A 16,706-nucleotide genomic window follows, 5' to 3' on the forward strand; every position below is an offset into this window, starting at 1 on the left:
ATTTCTGAAATCGCGCACGAAGCGCATCCGGCAAAGGTGCTGACATGAACCATCCTCCTGAACAGGATGAATCACAAACAGAAGACCAAGGGAACTACCCGATTCAGGTTTTCACCGAACCGCTTTAGTCATAGCGAATCTCCTTCTCAAAGCCGGTCGAATGCCTTCGACCCTTGGCCCCCACAGGGAACCTACGCGAGAAGTCGCGATTGCGTTTCAAGAAAATTGCGTAACGGGGGAATTTTTCGCAACTTTGTTAACAAGTGGGCGTGCCAGCCGATATGGCGGCATACTGACTGCACGTTGGGGCCTTAAAATCCTTCTCCGGCACCTTTCCGTCAAAGTTAGGCAACGCCCCGCTCACCTCACTCCCGGCTGACGGTGCCCCCGCCAACGGCGGCGCGGACGCCTGTCGTGCCGGGGCACGAGGTGGGCAGCCCGCGCGCCACGCGTACTGCCAGATAGGCAAATGCCTGCGCCTCAAGCATGTCGCCATCGAGGCCGATCTCTTCCACCGGGGCGACGGGGCAATCGAGGCTGACATCCAGCATCCGCATCAGCACCGGGTTATGCCTGCCGCCGCCCGTCACATAGACGCGTTCGGGCGGGGCTGGGCAATGCTGCATCGCCTCAGCCACGCCAGCCGCGCACATGGCAGTGAGGGTAGCGCAGGCATCGGCATCGGAGAGCTCACCCACAAGGGCCACCATCTCGGCAAAATCATTCCGGTCGAGGGATTTGGGCGGCATGCGTGCGAAATAGGGCTCGGCCAGAAACAGCTCCAAGGCGCCCTGCTCGACCCTGCCCCGCGCGGCCAGCTTGCCGCCTTCATCGTAGTCTTGGCCAAGGCGGGCCTGCATCAAATCGTTGATCGGCGCATTGGCGGGGCCGGTGTCAAAGGCCAGCAGCGCGCCCTCTTCTTCGGGGCGGGCGACGCGCGGGTCGACCCAAGTGAGGTTGCCGACGCCGCCAAGGTTCAAGAAAGCCACCGGCCCGGTTCGCCCGGCATAACGCGCGCAGGCATGGTGAAAGAACGGCGCCAGCGGAGCGCCCTCGCCGCCCAGTTCAACATCGGCGCTGCGGAAATCCCAGACCACGGGCAGGCCAATCTCACGCGCCAGCAGCGCGCCGTCACCGACCTGCAATGTGCCCTGCATGCGTGGGGCATGGGCCAGCGTTTGTCCGTGAAAACCGATGAGGTCGACCTCAGGCGCATATTTCAGCAGGTCGGCCAAGAGCGCCAGATGCGCGGCCTCCACCGCCTTGGCGGCCTCCTCAACCTCGGCCCCGTGCCACTTGCCGAACCCCGCAGCGATCACGCGCCGCTCTTCAGAGGAATAGCTGCGATAGGCGCTGCGGCCAAAGCTGGCGATGTCCTGCCCATCGGTACGCAAAATAGCGGCGTCCACCCCATCCAAAGAGGTGCCCGACATCATTCCCAAAGCCGTCACCACTTCGGTTCCGGCATCTTGCCTGTGCTTGGCCCTATTCATGGCCTTTTCCTTTGCCGCTCGTGCGCATATAGATTGCCCCGCAATACAGTTTTGAGGCAAGTCACCATGACATACCATCCCAAATCGGAGTTCATCCACACGATGATGCAGCGCGGCTTTCTGGCCGATTGCACCGATTATCAGGGGTTGGACGAAGCCCTGCTGAAAGGCGCGGCCCCGGCCTATGTGGGCTATGACGCCACGGCCAAGTCTCTGCATGTGGGGCATCTGGTCAATATCATGATGCTGCGCTGGCTACAGAAATGCGGCGGCAAGCCTATCACCCTGATGGGCGGCGGCACGACAAAGGTGGGCGATCCGTCCTTCCGGTCGGATGAACGCCCCCTGCTGACGCCCGAGGCGATCGACGACAATATCGAAGGCATCCGTCAGGTCTTTGCGCAATACCTCGATTACGGCGAGGGTGAGAATGGCGCCTTGATGCTGAACAACGCGGAATGGCTCGACGGGTTGAATTACCTCGATTTCCTGCGCGACATCGGGCGGCATTTCTCGATCAACCGGATGCTGAGCTTTGAAAGCGTGAAGTCCCGTTTGGACCGCGAGCAGTCGCTGTCTTTCCTTGAGTTCAACTACATGATTCTCCAAGCCTATGACTTCATGGAGCTGCACCGCCGCTATGGCTGCATTCTCCAGATGGGCGGGTCGGATCAATGGGGCAATATCGTCAACGGCATCGACCTGACCCGCCGGGTGATCGATGGGGAGGTTTACGGCCTGACGTCACCGCTCTTGACCACCAGCGACGGCAAGAAGATGGGCAAATCGGCAGGCGGTGCGGTCTGGCTCAATGGCGATATGCTGAGCCCTTATGAGTTCTGGCAGTTCTGGCGCAATTGCACCGATGCCGATGTGGGCCGTTTCCTCAAGCTCTACACCGAGCTGCCGGTCGATGAATGCGACCGTCTGGGCGCGCTGGCGGGGTCCGAGATCAACGAGGCGAAGGTGCGTCTGGCCAACGAGGTCACGGGTCTGCTCCACGGGGAAGAGGCCGCCCGCAATGCCGAAGCCACCGCGCGCGAAGTTTTTGAAAAAGGCGGTGTGGGCGATGACCTGCCCACCCTGACCCTTTCGGCGGCGGATGTGGGCGATGGCGTTTCCATTGTGCAACTGCTGGTGAAATCGGGCCTTGCGGGTTCTGGCAAAGAAGCCAAGCGCCTGATTGCCGAGAACGGCGCACGTATCGACGACAAGCCGCTGACGGATGCGGGCTTGATGCTGGATGCGGGCGCGCTGTCCTCTCCGGTCAAACTCAGCGCGGGCAAGAAGCGCCACGCGCTGGTGCAGGTCGGCTGATCTCTCACGGGGCGGGCTTCGGTCTGCCCCGTCTTCCCCGCTCCCGCAGCCCTCCTCCCTCCGCAACGGCATCTCTTGCATGGGGTGAGACTTCGTGCTGAACTGAACAAGTGTTCATATCGGGGGGAGCCATCATGAAACTAGACAGTACAGCCGCCATCATCACCGGGGGCGCATCGGGGCTTGGCGAAGCCACGGCGCGCTATTTCGCGTCGCAGGGCGCGCAGGTCACCCTGTTGGACCGTGACGCTGCCCGGGGCGAAGCCATCGCGAAAGAGATCGGCGGCCACTACGTCTTGACCGATGTGACGGATGAGACCTCGGTGCAGGAAGCGATGGACTATGCCCAAGAAAAGATGGGTTGGATCACCGCGGCGGTGAATTGCGCGGGCATCGCACTTGGGATCAAAACCACGGGCCGCGACGGGCCGCATCCGCTGGACGCCTTTCAACGCACCATCGACATCAACCTCGTCGGCAGTTTCAACGTGGCGCGGCTGGCGGCGGTGGCCATGGCCAAGAACACCCCCGAAGACGACGGCGCGCGCGGGGTAATCATCAATACCGCCTCCATCGCCGCCTTCGACGGGCAGAAGGGCCAAGCCGCCTATGCTGCCTCCAAGGGCGGGATCGCGGGCATGACCCTGCCGATGGCGCGGGATCTGGCCAAGGAAGGGATTCGCGTGATGACCATCGCGCCGGGCATCTTCAAAACGCCGATGCTGGCCGGGCTGCCGGAAGAGGTTCAGGCTGAATTGGCCAAGGATGTGCCCAACCCGCCGCGCCTTGGCGATCCGTCTGAATACGGGCGGCTGGCCGGGTTCATCGTCGAAATGGGCTATCTCAATGGTGAGGTCATCCGCCTCGACGGCGCGCTCAGGATGCGCTGATGCCGCTGCAAAACCGCGTGCAACCGGATGGGGAGATCATCGCCCACCCGGCGCGGGGCAGCTTCATGGGCAACCGTGGCATCCTGCATGACGAAAACGGACTGCACCCCAAACGCCGTTGGGCGCATCAGAATTGGGTCTGTTGTCGGCTCAGCTTCAAGGGGCGCCGCCGCAAGCTGATGGCGCCGCGCCATTACACCGAGCTGTTCTTTCTTGATGAGGCCGTGGCCTTTGCCGCCGGTCACCGGCCTTGTTCGGAATGCCGTGCTGCGGATTATCGACGGTTTCGCGCGTGTTGCGACCTCCCCGGCCCCGCGGCGGATCTGGACCGTCAGTTGCACGCCGAACGCGCCGTGCCGCGCGTTTTACGTCAGCGCCGCCATGGGGATGTAGAAGCGCAGGACCTGCCCGACGGGAGTTTCGTCTTGGATCACGACGGCCAGAGCGGCGTGCTTCTCGGCGATGCGTTTCACCCCTATGCGCCGGAGGGCTACGGGGCTGCGCAGCGACGCCCGCAGGGCCGCGTTACCCTCCTCACCCCGCCGAGCATCGTCGCGGCATTCCGCAACGGTTACCGCCCGCAGATCGCCTTGGCAGAAGCGCGGGGTTAACCCTGCGCTTTCTCCTCCAGCGCCATCCACTCTTCTTCGGCGTTAGAGAGCTTTTCATGCCGCTGCACCAGTGCATCGGTGGCTTTCTGAAACTTCACTGGCTCGCGGGTGAAAAGCTCCGCATCGCTAAGCAGTTCTTCGAGCTTGCCAATCTCGGCCTCCAACCGCTCGATCTCAGCAGGCAAGGCTTCGAGCCGGTGTTTTTCGGTAAAGCTGAGCCCGCCCGCGGATTGCTTTTTCTCCGCTTTCGGCTCGGGTTTGCTCGGCTTGGTTTTAACAACGCTTTCAGCAAAATCATCCTGCCCGCGCTGCGCCAGATAATCGGACCAGCCGCCCGCATAGACCGTGGCGCGGCCATCGCCTTCCATCGCGATGGTGGTCGCCGCCACCCGGTCGAGGAAGTCACGGTCGTGGCTGACCAGCAGCACGGTGCCGTCATAGGTGCCCAAGAGTTCTTGCATCAGGTCCAGCGTCTCAACGTCGAGATCGTTCGTCGGTTCGTCGAGCACCAGAAGGTTCGAGGAGCGCGCCATGATCTTGGCCAAAAGCAGCCGCGCCTTTTCGCCGCCCGAAAGCGAGCGGACCGGCGCGCGGGCCTGTGCTTCATCGAAAAGGAATTCCTTGAGGTAGCCGACCACATGTTTCGGCTGACCCCGCACCAGCACCTGATCGGCCTTGCCCGAGACGCGCATTTCAGGATCGCCGGTGAGGCTGTCCCAAAGGGTCATGTCCCCGTCAAGCTGCGCGCGCGCTTGATCGAACAGCGCGAGTTCCAGATTGGTGCCCAGTTTGATCTCGCCCGCATCGGGCTGTTCTTTGCCGATCAGCATGTTCAGAAGCGTGGTCTTGCCCACGCCGTTTGGCCCTACCAGCGCAATCCGGTCGCCGCGCTGCACAGTGATCGAAAAGTCGCGCAGGATCTGTTTGTCGCCGAATTTCTTGGCGATACCGCTCGCTTCGATCACCTTGCGGCCTGACTTCGGCCCAGCCTCCAACGCCATGGCCGCCGTGCCTTGCCGTTTGATCTGCGCCGAGCGTTCGGCGCGCAACTCTTGAAGCGCGCGCACCCGGCCCTGATTGCGCTTGCGCCGGGCCGAGATCCCCTCGACCGCCCAACGCGCCTCGGCCTTGATCTTGCGGTTCAGCTTGTGGCGCTGCATGTCCTCTTCTTCCCAGACCTGATCGCGCCATGCCTCGAACCCTTCAAAGCCGATGTCCTGACGGCGCACGGTGCCGCGGTCGACCCAGAGGGTCGCGCGGGTCAGCTCGCGCAGGAAGGCGCGGTCGTGGCTGATGATGACAAAGGCGGTGCGGGTGCCCTTTAGCTCGGATTCGAGCCATGCGATGGCTTCGATGTCGAGATGGTTGGTCGGCTCGTCCAGCAGCATCAGTTCCGGCTCTTCGGCCATCAGCCGCGCAAGTGCCGCGCGGCGACGCTCCCCGCCCGATGCGGTGGCCACAGGGCGTGCCGGGTCAAACTTCAGCCCCTCGCCTGCGCGCTCCACCTTATACATCTCACCCGGATCGAGCCCATGGGCCGCGAAGTCGCCAAGCGTCTCAAAGCCCGAAAGGTCAGGCTCCTGCTCCATATAGCCGACCGAGACGCCGGGCCCGGCCACGACCGCCCCGCTGTCGGGCTCTACCAGCCCGGCCATGACCTTCATCAGCGTCGATTTGCCCGAGCCGTTGCGGCCCACCAAGGCCAACCGATCGCCGGTCTGAACCACGAGGGAGAGGTCTTCGAAAACAGGATCGCCACCAAAGGTCAGCGAAATGTCGGTGAGTTGTAAAAGGGGTGCGCGTGCCATGCCTGCCAGCTATCTTTCGGCGCGGGCAAGGTCAATGTCCAAAGGCGGTGCGGCTTCAGGCCAGCGCTCGCAAAAGCCGCGCGCGGTTGGGCGGGATCCCGGCGATCTCCAGCCCGGTGAAGACATGCAGCGTGCCCATTTGCCGATCGATCACGGCGTGATCGCTGACCCAGCCTCCCATCGCCAGATAGCTGCGCAGCAGCGGCGGGATTTGCTGGCGCGCGCGCCGCGGATCGGGGCTGTGGCGGTCGCGGGCATAGGGGTGGACCTCAGCCGCCCTGACGCGGGGGCGCCATTCCGCGGGGGCAAGATGCTGCTGTTTCAACAGGGCAAAGGCATCGCGGTAGCGGGTCGGATCCGTGCCCGTGAAAGAGGAACAGCCAAACAAAAGCGCCGCGCTGCTGTCATCGACTTCCCGGGCCAATTGCCCCCAAGCGAGGCGCTGAATGTCGGGGTCTTGCCATTCTGGGTGGATGCAAAAGCGGCCCAGTTCCAGCATGGCGCCTTTCATGCGCCCCAGACGGCTCAGATCGTAAAACTGCGCGGCATAGCTCTGGGCCAGCTCCGCGCCCTGAAACCGGGTCAGGCGAAAGCAGCAGACCAATGTGCCGCTGTCGCGATCCTCTATCAGAAAATGCCGTGCTGCCGCGTCGAATGCATCACGGTCGGCGGTTCCGGTCTGAAAACACTGCGTCCGCAGCGCCTGGGCCCGGGTAATGTCCCCGGGCGTGAGGGCTTCGCGCGTCAGATATCGGCCCGGGGGCGCTTGGGTCATCTGCGAGGTCGCCTTCGCTTATCCGCGGCCCTGCCCCGCTGCGGGGACATGCCAAGGGGAACTTAGCTGCCGAAGGCCGACGGGCTGAAGCGGCCAAGGTTGCCCAGAAGCTGGCGCAGGAAGGTGTTGTCGGCCACAGGCGATGTCGTCACGCGGCGCGACAGCGGCACGACCTGCCCGCGTTCAAGCCCGAAGCGTTCGACATTCGACACCACACCGGCTTCGTTGAAGCTGACGGTCACCACCTCACGCTCGATCTCTTTCGGGGCCATGAAGCCCAGAGCGCGTTTGCGCATCTTAACGTAATAGTAACTATCATCGCTCAAAACACCCGAAACCGTGGGCACACCGATCTTCTGCGCGACGCTTTCCTTGGTATCGCTGCCCACAACGACCTGCTCAAGCTGGTCTTGCGGCGGCACATAGCCGTGGTTCTCATACTGCGGGCTACAGGCGGTCAGAAGCAGTGCAAGGCCCATACCCGCGATCCGGAGGTGCGTCTTGCCGGTCTGTTTGGTTTTGCGCATTTGGTCTGCCCTCTTGCCCTGACGGATTATGGCTTTTATTTCGCATACACCAAGGCACCCCAAGTGTACAAGAAACGAAAGTCGGATCTCATGTCGCGCAAATCACCTACGCCAACCGCTCTTCGGGTCGCGGACCTGTCCCAGACGGAGCCAAACGCGTTCGCGCTGCGCCCTGAGGCGGAAGCGCTCGCGCAGATCGCCGAGGAACTCGATCTCTCGGCCCTGCGCAAACTTAGCTTTTCGGGCAGCATCAAACCGCTCGGCAAACAGGACTGGCAGCTGGACGGGAAACTGGGCGCGACCGTGGTGCAGCCCTGCGTCGTCACGCTTGAGCCAGTGACCACGCGGATCGACGCCGATATTACCCGCCGCTTCATCCATGATTTCGAACTCCCCGACGAAGAGGAGGTCGAAATGCCCGAGGACGATACGGCAGAGCCTTTGGGCCAATGGATCGACCCCGCGCAGGTCATGATCGAGGCGCTGGCGCTGGAGGTGCCGGAATATCCCCGCAAGGGCGATGCGGAACTGGGCCAGATGGTCCATGCCGAACCGGGCCAAAAGCCGATGACGGACGAAGACGCGCGGCCCTTTGCAGGCTTGGGCGCGCTGCGCGATGCGCTGAAGAAAGACGAAACCTAAGGAAACAAGCGGAAAACCGCGGAAATTCGCGCTTGCATCGCGCCGGTTTCGCGTTATTTTGCCGCCCTCACCCGAATTAAGGTTGGACATTGCGCGGCTGCGGCCCTAAAGCGTCGTCACGCCCGAAACGGGGTCCGAATTGAAACACGGTTGCGGCCTGCTTTGCCAAGTCAGCAACCCCGAAGGCAAAGGCACCAGACATGGCTGTCCAACAGAATAAAGTATCCAAATCCCGCCGCAACAACCGCCGCGCCCACGATTCGCTCTCCGCGGCGAACCCGAACGAATGTTCGAACTGCGGTGAGCTGAAGCGCCCCCACCACATCTGCGCGGCTTGCGGTCACTATGACGACGCCGAAGTTGTCGCCCTGACCGAAGAAGTGGACCTGGAAGACGACGCAGCATAAGCTGCGGTAGTTTTTAAGGTTTTCTCTTAGGCAGTGAGGCATTCGCACTGATGACGGCCCAGCCCGATCACCCCAACGCGAAAGCCGGACACACCCTGATCTCGGTCGACGCGATGGGGGGTGACGAAGGCCCGGCAGCAGTTGTTGCCGGGTGTGCGCTTTCTGCGACAGCAAATCCCGATATCGGTTTTATCCTGCATGGTCCCCGTGATCAGTTGGAGCCTTTGATCGCCAAACGTGGTGAGTTGTCGGACCGTTGCGAGATACGTCACGCCACGGATGTCGTCACGATGGATGACAAGCCCAGCCAAGTCGTGCGCACCGGCAAAGACAGTTCCATGTGGTCTGCCATCGAATCCGTGCGCAGCGGAGAGGCGGCTGTGGCTGTCTCTTGCGGCAATACCGGCGCGCTGATGGCGATGTCGATGATACGGCTGCGCAAATTGCCGGGCGTGAACCGCCCTGCGATTGCCGTGCTCTACCCCTCTTCCAACCCGCAGGGCTTCAATGTGATGCTCGACGTGGGCGCCGATGTGCGCGCCGACGCCGATGATCTGTTGCGTTTCGCGCTGATGGGCACCTCCTACGCCCGCAACGGCATGGATTTGCAGCGCCCCCGGGTGGGGCTGCTGAATGTCGGCACCGAAGAGCATAAGGGCCGCACCGAACTCAAAGAAGCCTATGATTTGATTCGCGCCCAAGGCGATGCCACCGGGTTTGAATTCGTCGGTTTCGTTGAGGGTGGCGATATCTCGGGCAACCGCGCCGATGTCATCGTGACCGATGGGTTCACCGGCAATGTCGCGATCAAAACCGGCGAAGGCACGGCCAGCATGATCGGCGACAGGCTGCGCGAAGCATTCAAATACTCACCCCTGTCGCGGCTCGCCTCGCTGCTGGCCTATACCTCTCTGCGCCGTCTCAGCAAAAAGATCGACCCGCGCCGTGTGAACGGCGGCGTCTTTCTGGGTCTGAACGGCACGGTGGTGAAATCGCACGGCTCCGCCGATGCGACCGGCATCTCCGCTGCGATCAAACTCGCCGCGCAGTTGTCGCAGAATAAATTCAATGACAAGCTAGCCGCTCGCGTCGCCGCGACGCTGCCAGCTGAGGAGTCCGTCAAATGAGCCTGCGCGCCGTTGTCACTGGTTGTGGCCACTACCTGCCCGCCCGTGTCGTGGAAAATGCCGAATTTGAAGCGACCCTCGACACGAATGACGAATGGATCCGCTCGCGCTCGGGCATCGAACGCCGCCACTTCGCCGCTGAAGGTGAGACCACCTCTTCCATGGCCAGCGCCGCCGCACGCAAGGCGCTCGAAGACGCGGGGCGCGATGTCTCTGATGTTGACGCGATCGTCGTGGCCACCTCCACACCCGACCTGACCTTCCCGTCGGCCGCGACCATGGTGCAGGCCGAACTGGGCATGACCAATGGTTTCGCCTTTGACGTGCAAGCGGTCTGCGCGGGCTTTGTCTATGCGCTGGCGAACGCCAACGCGCTTATCGTTTCCGGTCAGGCGCGCAATGTGCTGGTGATCGGGGCCGAGACTTTCAGCCGCATCATGGATTGGACCGACCGGTCGACCTGTGTGCTTTTTGGCGACGGCGCGGGCGCGCTGCTGCTTGAGGCGCAAGAAGGGCAAGGCACGCCCGAGGATCGCGGGATCCTCGCGACCGACCTTAATTCCGACGGGCGCTACCGCGAGTTGCTCTACGTCGATGGCGGCGTCAGCACCGGCACCACAGGCTATCTGCGGATGCAGGGCAATCAAGTGTTCCGCCACGCGGTTGAAAAGCTTGCCGCCACGGCCAATACCGCCATGGAGCGTGCCGGCGTCAGCGCCGAAGACGTCGATTGGATCGTGCCGCATCAGGCCAACATCCGCATCATCCAAGGCACCGCCAAGAAACTGAACCTGCCGATGGAGCGCGTTGTCGTGACCGTACAAGACCACGGCAACACCTCTGCCGCCTCGATCCCGCTGGCGCTGTCGGTGGGCCGTGAGCGTGGTCAGATCAACAGGGGCGATCTGATCGTCACCGAGGCCATTGGCGGCGGTCTGGCTTGGGGCTCTGTTGTCCTGCGCTGGTAAGTCCCTGAGCTAACGCGGAAAATCTCTGCCGAATCGTGCTCGATCCGGGCATTGATGTTGACTCTAAAAATCTGAGCAGCATATGCTATTGGAAAGCATGGGGGATATAATGCCGAACAAGACATTGACGCGCATGGATTTAAGCGAAGCTGTATTTCGTGAGGTCGGTCTTTCTCGCAATGAGAGTGCTCAGCTGGTCGAAGCCGTGCTTGAGCATATGTCCGACGCTCTGGTCGACGGGGAACAGGTCAAGATTTCCTCTTTCGGCACTTTTTCGGTGCGCGACAAGACCGCGCGTGTGGGCCGCAACCCGAAAACAGGCGAAGAGGTTCCGATCAACCCGCGCCGGGTGCTGACCTTTCGCCCCTCGCATCTGATGAAAGACCGGGTTGCCGAAGGCAACAAGTCCTGACCTATGGTCAAATCGCCGGACGCTTTTCGCACCATCTCCGAAGTCGCTGACTGGCTCGGTATCCAAGCCCATGTTCTGCGGTTTTGGGAGAGTAAGTTCACCCAAGTGAAACCCATCAAACGGGCGGGCGGGCGGCGCTATTACCGCCCCGCCGATATGCTGCTGCTTGGTGGGATCAAGAAGTTGCTGCATGACGATGGGCTGACCATCAAAGGCGTTCAGAAGATCCTGCGTGAGGAAGGGATGACCCATGTCTCCTCCCTCTCCGCCCCGCTTGATGAGTTGGATTTCGTGGAGCCGCGCCCTGCGCCGAAGCCGGACATCATCCGGCCTGAGACCGGTGTGGTTCTGAACTTCGGTGCGAAGACGGAAGCGCGCGGGGATGAGGCGAGCGCTGAGACGGTCGACGCGCGGCAGGAGACGACAGCAGAGCTGGAAGAACCCGCCCCCGCGGCAGCGCAGCGCCCCTCGCCCATGCCGCCCGCCGACGATCACCCACGGGCCACGCCCGATCCGCTGGCCCCCTCTGACAGCAACACGCCCGACGCGCCGCAACTCCCTGCGTCCGAAGCTGAGCCCGAAGAAGAACCCGCGCCGGAACCTGCATCGGATACCGGCCTGCCCGAGTTCCTCAAGCGCCCGCTGGCGGCTGAGCCGGAGGAGACCGCAGAGGTTTCGCCCGCCCCCGCTGAAGCCGAGGCGGAAGACCCCGAGGACGACAGGCCAAAACCCGCGATCATCGACCTGCCCGATTTCACCCCCGAAGCCGATTTCCCCGCCCGTCCGGGGCTGCTGAGCGTCGGGGCGCGTGTCCATCGCCTGCCCCGCGACGTGCAACCGCAGGTCGCCGGTCTGCTGCTGGATTTGGCCGAATTGCGCGCGCGCATGGCCGCAGAAGCCGGCGCGGAAACAAATTTCTAATCGCGATGAAAAGATTGGCAATTCCCTCTTGCACCCCCTGCGAGATCGGGTATGAAGCCCACGTAGTCGGGCTATGGCGCAGCCTGGTAGCGCGTCCGTCTGGGGGACGGAAGGTCGCAGGTTCGAGTCCTGCTAGCCCGACCAACCGACTACAACAAAACGCCCGCGCCGGTAACGCGCGGGCGTTTGTCATTTAAGAAGGCCGCGCCCGATGCCCAATGCGATGAACGGGGTGCTCCCCAACCAGCAGATTGCAGCGATGATCGAAAGCGGCGCCATCGCCGGCGATCCCGCGGTCACCTCTGCCCAGATCCAGCCCGCCAGTCTTGACCTCCGCCTCGGCAGCGTCGCCTATCGCGTTCGTGCGTCTTTCCTTGCCGGGCATGGGGCCAAGGTCTCGGATCGTTTGGCGGAGTTCGAGATGCACCGCGTCGACCTCAGCGAAGGGGCCGTGCTGGAAAAGGGTTGCGTCTATGTGGTGCCGCTGATGGAGCAGTTGGCGCTGCCCGAGGGTGTCTCTGCCGTGGCGAATGCCAAAAGTTCCACCGGGCGGCTTGACCTGCTGACCCGCACCATCACCGATGGTGGCACCGAATTCGACCGCATCGCGCCGGGCTACACCGGCCCGCTCTACGCCGAGATCTGCCCGCGCTCTTTCTCGGTGCTGGTGCGGCCCGGGATGCGGCTCAATCAGATTCGTTTCGGCAGCGGGGATGCGACCCTCGACGACGACGCGCTGCGCGCGCTGCACGATAAGACACCACTGGTGGATGGGACCGCCGTGATCGATGAGGGGCTGGGCTTCTCCGTCGATCTGCGGCTGCCCGGCACCAGCCTCGTCGGCTACCGCGCGAAGCCGCATACCGGGGTGATCGACCTCGACAAGATTGGCCATTACGATCCCGCCGCCTATTGGGAAGAGGTGCATAGCACCAACGGTCAGATCATCCTCGACCCCGGCGCGTTCTACATCCTCGTCAGCCGCGAAGCGGTGACGATCCCGCCTGCCTATGCCGCTGAAATGGCACCCTATTTGGCGATGGTCGGAGAGTTCCGCGTGCATTACGCGGGCTTCTTCGATCCGGGCTTTGGCCATGCCGAGGCGGGCGGCGCAGGCTCACGCGGGGTGCTGGAAGTGCGCTGTCACGAGGCGCCCTTCGTGCTGGAGCATGGCCAGGTCGTGGGCCGCTTGGTCTATGAGCATATGGCGCAGATCCCCAGCCAGCTTTACGGGGCCGACATCGCGTCGAACTACCAAGGTCAGGGACTGAAACTGTCGAAGCATTTCCGCTCCGCGTAAACACGCGGCGCCGGTCAATCCTCGAACAACTCGCTCTGCCCTTCGGTCGCTTCCGGCTCGCCCTCGCCATCGCCGACGGTGGGCAGCAGACCGGCAGGCGGACGGTTCTCCAACAACCCGGCAGAGCGCAGCTCTTTCAGCCCCGGCAGATCCCGCGCGCTTTCCAGACCGAAGTGATCCAGAAACTCCTGCGTGACGACAAAGGTCACCGGACGGCCCGGGGTCATCTTGCGGCGGCCAAAACGGATCCACTCCATCTCAAGCAACTGGTCCACCGTGCCCCGCGACACCGATACGCCGCGAATCTCTTCGATCTCCGCGCGGGTGACGGGCTGGTGATAAGCGATGATCGCCAAAGTCTCGATCGCGGCGCGGCTGAGCTTGCGGGTCTCGACCGTTTCCTTATGCATCAGGAAACCAAGGTCCGGCGCGGTGCGAAAGGCATAGGCATCGCCGACTTTCATCACCTGCACGCCGCGCCCCTGATACCGGTGCCGCAGGAAGGCCATCGCCTCGCCCACGTCTGAGCCGCGCGGCAAACGCTCTTCGAGTTCGCGCAGGGTGATCGGCTCGGAACTGGCGAAGAGCACGGCTTCGATCATACGCTCCTGCTCGGCAAGCGAGGGCGCGTCGAACAGTTTCTTTTCTTTTGTTTTAATCTCTTCCGACACGCATCAATCCTTCTTGCGCAGTTGGATGGGGGCGAAAATCTCTTTTTGCCGGATCTCCATATGCCCCTCTTTGACCAGTTGCAAAGAGGCGGCAAAGGTCGCCGCCGTGGCCGAGCGGCGGCGTTCCGGGTCGCTTTCCCAACCCTCGGGCAGGTAGCTGTTCAGATCGCCCCAATCGCCCGCATAGCCGATCAGCCCGCGCATGCGGTCCAGCGCCTCCTCCATGGTGAAGACCTTGTCGCGGTCCATCACGAAGGGGCGGAAATCCTCACGCGTGCGGGTGCGCGCATAGCCCTGCATCAGGTCCAACAGGGTCGCGGTATAAGTGACCTTTTTGACGCTGGTGATCTCTTGGGTCTGGCCGCGGGCAAAAAAGTCCCGGCCAAGCTGATCCCGCGCCATCAGACGCGCGGCGGCGTCGCGCATGGCCTGCAAACGTTCCAGCTGGAAGGCCAGATGCGCGGCCATTTCCTCGCCCGATGGGCCCTCTTCGGTCGGGTCTGGAGGCAGCAGCAGACGCGACTTCAGGAAAGCCAACCACGCCGCCATGACGAGGTAATCCGCCGCCAGTTCCAGCCGCAACTCCTTGGCCCGTTCGACAAAGGCCAGATACTGCCGCGCCAGTTGCAGCACCGAGATCTTGCGCAGATCGACCTTTTGCGTGCGGCTCAGCGACAGCAGCAGGTCAAGCGGCCCTTCATACCCTTCGACATCGATGATGAAGGCTTCGGCGGCCAGCCGGTCGGCCACGGTGCTGCCAGCCCCGGCCCGGTCTTCCTGAAATGTCGTCTCAGCCATGCACTGTCCCGCCCAGAAGCGTCTCAAGCTGGGCGCTGAGGGCGTCGATGTCAACGTCATCGGGAGTTTGCCGCGCATCCATGGCCCGCAGGGCGCGGGTTTGGGCGGCGGGGGTCATCTCACCCGCGGCTTCGGCCACGGCGCGGCGGTCTTCGAGCGGGCCGTTGCAGAAAAGTGCCACGTCACAGCCCGCCGCGATCGCGGCGCGGGTGCTTTCCGCTGGGGTCATTTGCAGCGCTTTCATCGAAATGTCGTCGGTCATCACGAGGTTGTCGAAGCCGATCTCTTCGCGGATCAGCCGCATCACCTCGGGCGACAGGGTCGCCGGGGCATTGTCCAGCGCGTCATAGACCAGATGCGCGGTCATCCCCATCGGCAGGTCGCGCAGGCTGCGGAAGGGGGCGAAATCGACCGCCTCCAGATCGATCCGGCGGGCCGCAACCCGGGGCAGATCGTGGTGGCTGTCAAGTGTCGCGCGGCCATGGCCCGGCATGTGCTTCATTACCGGCAAGACCCCTCCGGCCAGCAGCGCATCCGCCACGGCACGGCCAATCTCGGCCACCTGCCCCGGCGTTTCGCCGTAGCAGCGATTGCGCAGAAAACGGTGGGTGTCCGGCCCGGCCACATCGATCAGCGGGGCGCAGTTACTGTCGATCCCCACGCTGTGCAGCTCATGGGCGATGATCCGGTACATCAAGTAGAAGGCTTGGAGCGCTTGATCCCCGGCGCGGGCAGCGAGGTCCATCGGAGGCAGCCAATCGCGCCATTGGGGCGCGCGCATACGCTGCACGCGGCCGCCCTCTTGGTCGATGGTGATGACGGCCTCATGCCCCGCCGCCTCGCGCATCTCTTCGCAGAGCGCGCGGAGCTGGTCGGGGCTGTCGATGTTGCGGGCGAAGAGGATAAAGCCAAAGGGCCGCACGTCCCGAAAGAACGCCTTTTCCTCGACGCTGAGCCGATGGCCCGTCGCGTCGAGGATCGTGGCCCCGAAGGGGCGCATCAGCGCATCACCACCGGGATGCAATCCGCGTTTTCAGCCACGAGGGCCGAGCAGAAGCGGCGCGCGTCGGCAATGTCGTTAAAGCCCATGGCGCGCAGGCGGTAGAAGACCCGTCCGCCGCTGGTGGCCTTTTGCACGACGCGGCTCTTGCCTTCGAGATAGGCACCGAAACGGCCCTGCAAACGGTCCCACTGTTCGCGCGCGACCTCGGGGCTGTCAAAGGCGCCAAGCTGGGCCATGCGGGTGCCGGCGGGCAGCGATGCGGGATCGACTTCTTGGGTGGCCGCGGCCACGGGGTTAGGTTGCACGGCGGCGGGTGTCACAACGGCACCGCCCGCCGGACGGCGGCGCGGACGCAGGGAGTTGCGCACGCCCGGCGCGTTCAGCACGGCCTTGACCACCTTGGGCTGCACGGAGGTATCGGCCAGCGCCATCGCCACGGCGGCATCGACAGGATCGCCAGCGGCGGCCTCCTCCCCGGTGAGCGGTGCCACGCCATTGGTCAGTTGCGCCACGAGGTCTTGCACATTGCCCGAGCGGATCGCCTCTGAGGCGTCGATCAGGTCGCCGTCATCCTCACGCGCCACGGCTGGCGTCACGTTGCCTTGTGTCTTTGCGGCAACCATTGCCGCTTTGACGGGCTGGTCTTCGTCTTGCAATTCGATCTGGCGCGGCGCGAGGCGCAGCTCATCCGCCGGGCGCCCGGCGCTGCCTTCGGCGGCGACGACATTGACCGAAAGCCCCTGATGACGGGCCAATTCGCCGCCCGGCTCTTCGGGGCGCACGCGCATCTCACCTTCGATCGCGCGGACCACCGGGATGCCGGTCACGTCACGCACAAGCAGTTTGTAGCCCCAAACACCGATCCCCGCCACAAGCGCCAAGGACACCACGGCGCCCGCGATATTGGTGAGCGTTGTCAGGGTCTTGGGCGCGCTGCCCACTGCGTAGCTATGCGCGGAATCGGGCGCATAGCCCGCCGTCGTCGGGGAAGACGTGAAATCTGCCATCTCTGCCTCTTTGCCCGGCGTGATACATC

General features: G+C 63.4%; 18 protein-coding genes and 1 tRNA gene. 11 read left to right on the plus strand and 8 right to left on the minus strand.

What is annotated here, in order from left to right; all coding sequences use genetic code 11:
- Positions 1 to 365: 365 nt before the first annotated feature.
- A complete protein-coding gene (locus HKX24_RS06215; protein WP_271691390.1) occupies positions 366 to 1,493 on the minus strand; it encodes an anhydro-N-acetylmuramic acid kinase in 1,128 nt (375 codons plus the stop codon).
- Positions 1,494 to 1,559: 66 nt separating this feature from the next.
- Here HKX24_RS06215 and tyrS point away from each other — a divergent pair, with 66 nt between their 5' ends.
- The 3 genes from tyrS to HKX24_RS06230 all read left to right on the plus strand — a co-directional run bounded on the left by tyrS (position 1,560) and on the right by HKX24_RS06230 (position 4,311).
- Complete coding sequence (tyrS, locus tag HKX24_RS06220; RefSeq protein ID WP_271691391.1) at positions 1,560 to 2,810, plus strand: tyrosine--tRNA ligase; 1,251 nt, start codon at positions 1,560 to 1,562, stop codon at positions 2,808 to 2,810.
- Positions 2,811 to 2,944: 134 nt separating this feature from the next.
- On the plus strand, positions 2,945 to 3,700 hold the full coding sequence (locus HKX24_RS06225) for a 3-hydroxyacyl-CoA dehydrogenase (RefSeq protein WP_271691392.1): 756 nt from the start codon (positions 2,945 to 2,947) through the stop codon (positions 3,698 to 3,700).
- Positions 3,700 to 4,311 (plus strand): hypothetical protein, encoded by a 612-nt coding sequence (locus tag HKX24_RS06230; RefSeq protein WP_271691394.1) that lies wholly within the window; start codon positions 3,700 to 3,702, stop codon positions 4,309 to 4,311. Before HKX24_RS06225 ends, HKX24_RS06230 begins: the two co-directional genes overlap by 1 nt.
- Here the strand turns inward: HKX24_RS06230 and HKX24_RS06235 are convergent.
- From HKX24_RS06235 to HKX24_RS06245, 3 genes are all read right to left on the minus strand, one after another.
- Positions 4,308 to 6,119, minus strand: a complete 1,812-nt coding sequence (locus HKX24_RS06235) for an ATP-binding cassette domain-containing protein (protein WP_271691395.1) — start codon at positions 6,117 to 6,119, stop codon at positions 4,308 to 4,310. The genes HKX24_RS06230 and HKX24_RS06235 overlap by 4 nt on opposite strands.
- 55 nt (positions 6,120 to 6,174) lie before the next feature.
- Positions 6,175 to 6,894, minus strand: a complete 720-nt coding sequence (locus HKX24_RS06240) for a GNAT family N-acyltransferase (protein ID WP_271691396.1) — start codon at positions 6,892 to 6,894, stop codon at positions 6,175 to 6,177.
- 62 nt (positions 6,895 to 6,956) lie between these two features.
- Positions 6,957 to 7,421, minus strand: a complete 465-nt coding sequence (locus tag HKX24_RS06245) for an outer membrane protein assembly factor BamE (protein ID WP_067265877.1) — start codon at positions 7,419 to 7,421, stop codon at positions 6,957 to 6,959.
- Positions 7,422 to 7,511: 90 nt separating this feature from the next.
- Here HKX24_RS06245 and HKX24_RS06250 point away from each other — a divergent pair, with 90 nt between their 5' ends.
- From HKX24_RS06250 to HKX24_RS06285, 8 genes are all read left to right on the plus strand, one after another.
- Positions 7,512 to 8,063 carry a DUF177 domain-containing protein gene (locus HKX24_RS06250; protein ID WP_271691398.1) on the plus strand — a complete coding sequence of 184 codons (552 nt, stop codon included), beginning with the start codon at positions 7,512 to 7,514 and terminating at the stop codon, positions 8,061 to 8,063.
- 200 nt (positions 8,064 to 8,263) lie between these two features.
- A complete protein-coding gene (gene rpmF, locus HKX24_RS06255) occupies positions 8,264 to 8,470 on the plus strand; it encodes a 50S ribosomal protein L32 (RefSeq protein WP_067265873.1) in 207 nt (68 codons plus the stop codon).
- A gap of 50 nt (positions 8,471 to 8,520) precedes the next feature.
- Complete coding sequence (gene plsX / locus HKX24_RS06260) at positions 8,521 to 9,597, plus strand: phosphate acyltransferase PlsX (protein ID WP_271687173.1); 1,077 nt, start codon at positions 8,521 to 8,523, stop codon at positions 9,595 to 9,597.
- A complete protein-coding gene (locus HKX24_RS06265; RefSeq protein WP_271691399.1) occupies positions 9,594 to 10,565 on the plus strand; it encodes a beta-ketoacyl-ACP synthase III in 972 nt (323 codons plus the stop codon). The genes plsX and HKX24_RS06265 overlap by 4 nt, the downstream gene beginning before the upstream one ends.
- Positions 10,566 to 10,674: 109 nt before the next feature.
- Positions 10,675 to 10,977 (plus strand): integration host factor subunit alpha, encoded by a 303-nt coding sequence (gene ihfA / locus HKX24_RS06270; RefSeq protein ID WP_067265868.1) that lies wholly within the window; start codon positions 10,675 to 10,677, stop codon positions 10,975 to 10,977.
- Positions 10,978 to 10,980: 3 nt separating this feature from the next.
- Entirely contained in the window at positions 10,981 to 11,898 is a 918-nt protein-coding gene (locus HKX24_RS06275; RefSeq protein WP_271691400.1) for a MerR family transcriptional regulator, read from the plus strand.
- A gap of 67 nt (positions 11,899 to 11,965) precedes the next feature.
- Positions 11,966 to 12,042: transfer RNA gene (locus tag HKX24_RS06280), tRNA-Pro, on the plus strand.
- A gap of 79 nt (positions 12,043 to 12,121) precedes the next feature.
- Positions 12,122 to 13,198: a 2'-deoxycytidine 5'-triphosphate deaminase gene (locus HKX24_RS06285; protein ID WP_271693827.1), complete on the plus strand. Its 1,077-nt coding sequence runs from the start codon at positions 12,122 to 12,124 to the stop codon at positions 13,196 to 13,198.
- 14 nt (positions 13,199 to 13,212) lie between these two features.
- On the opposite strand, the gene scpB is transcribed toward HKX24_RS06285, so the two are convergent.
- From scpB to HKX24_RS06305, 4 genes are read right to left on the minus strand one after another with little or no spacing between them, the layout of a single operon-like run.
- Positions 13,213 to 13,869, minus strand: a complete 657-nt coding sequence (gene scpB, locus HKX24_RS06290) for an SMC-Scp complex subunit ScpB (RefSeq protein WP_271691401.1) — start codon at positions 13,867 to 13,869, stop codon at positions 13,213 to 13,215.
- Between the two features lie 3 nt (positions 13,870 to 13,872).
- Positions 13,873 to 14,667: a ScpA family protein gene (locus tag HKX24_RS06295; protein ID WP_271691403.1), complete on the minus strand. Its 795-nt coding sequence runs from the start codon at positions 14,665 to 14,667 to the stop codon at positions 13,873 to 13,875.
- Positions 14,660 to 15,667, minus strand: coding sequence for a beta-N-acetylhexosaminidase (gene nagZ, locus HKX24_RS06300; RefSeq protein ID WP_271691405.1), 1,008 nt, complete (start codon positions 15,665 to 15,667; stop codon positions 14,660 to 14,662). Before nagZ ends, HKX24_RS06295 begins: the two co-directional genes overlap by 8 nt.
- The gene (locus HKX24_RS06305; protein WP_271691407.1) at positions 15,667 to 16,677 is read right to left on the minus strand and encodes an SPOR domain-containing protein; all 1,011 of its coding nucleotides are present in this window, start codon (positions 16,675 to 16,677) and stop codon (positions 15,667 to 15,669) included. The genes nagZ and HKX24_RS06305 overlap by 1 nt, the downstream gene beginning before the upstream one ends.
- Between the last annotated feature and the right edge of the window lie 29 nt (positions 16,678 to 16,706).

Source organism: Sulfitobacter sp. M85 (assembly GCF_029285915.1).
Classification (GTDB): Bacteria; Pseudomonadota; Alphaproteobacteria; order Rhodobacterales; family Rhodobacteraceae; genus Sulfitobacter; species Sulfitobacter faviae.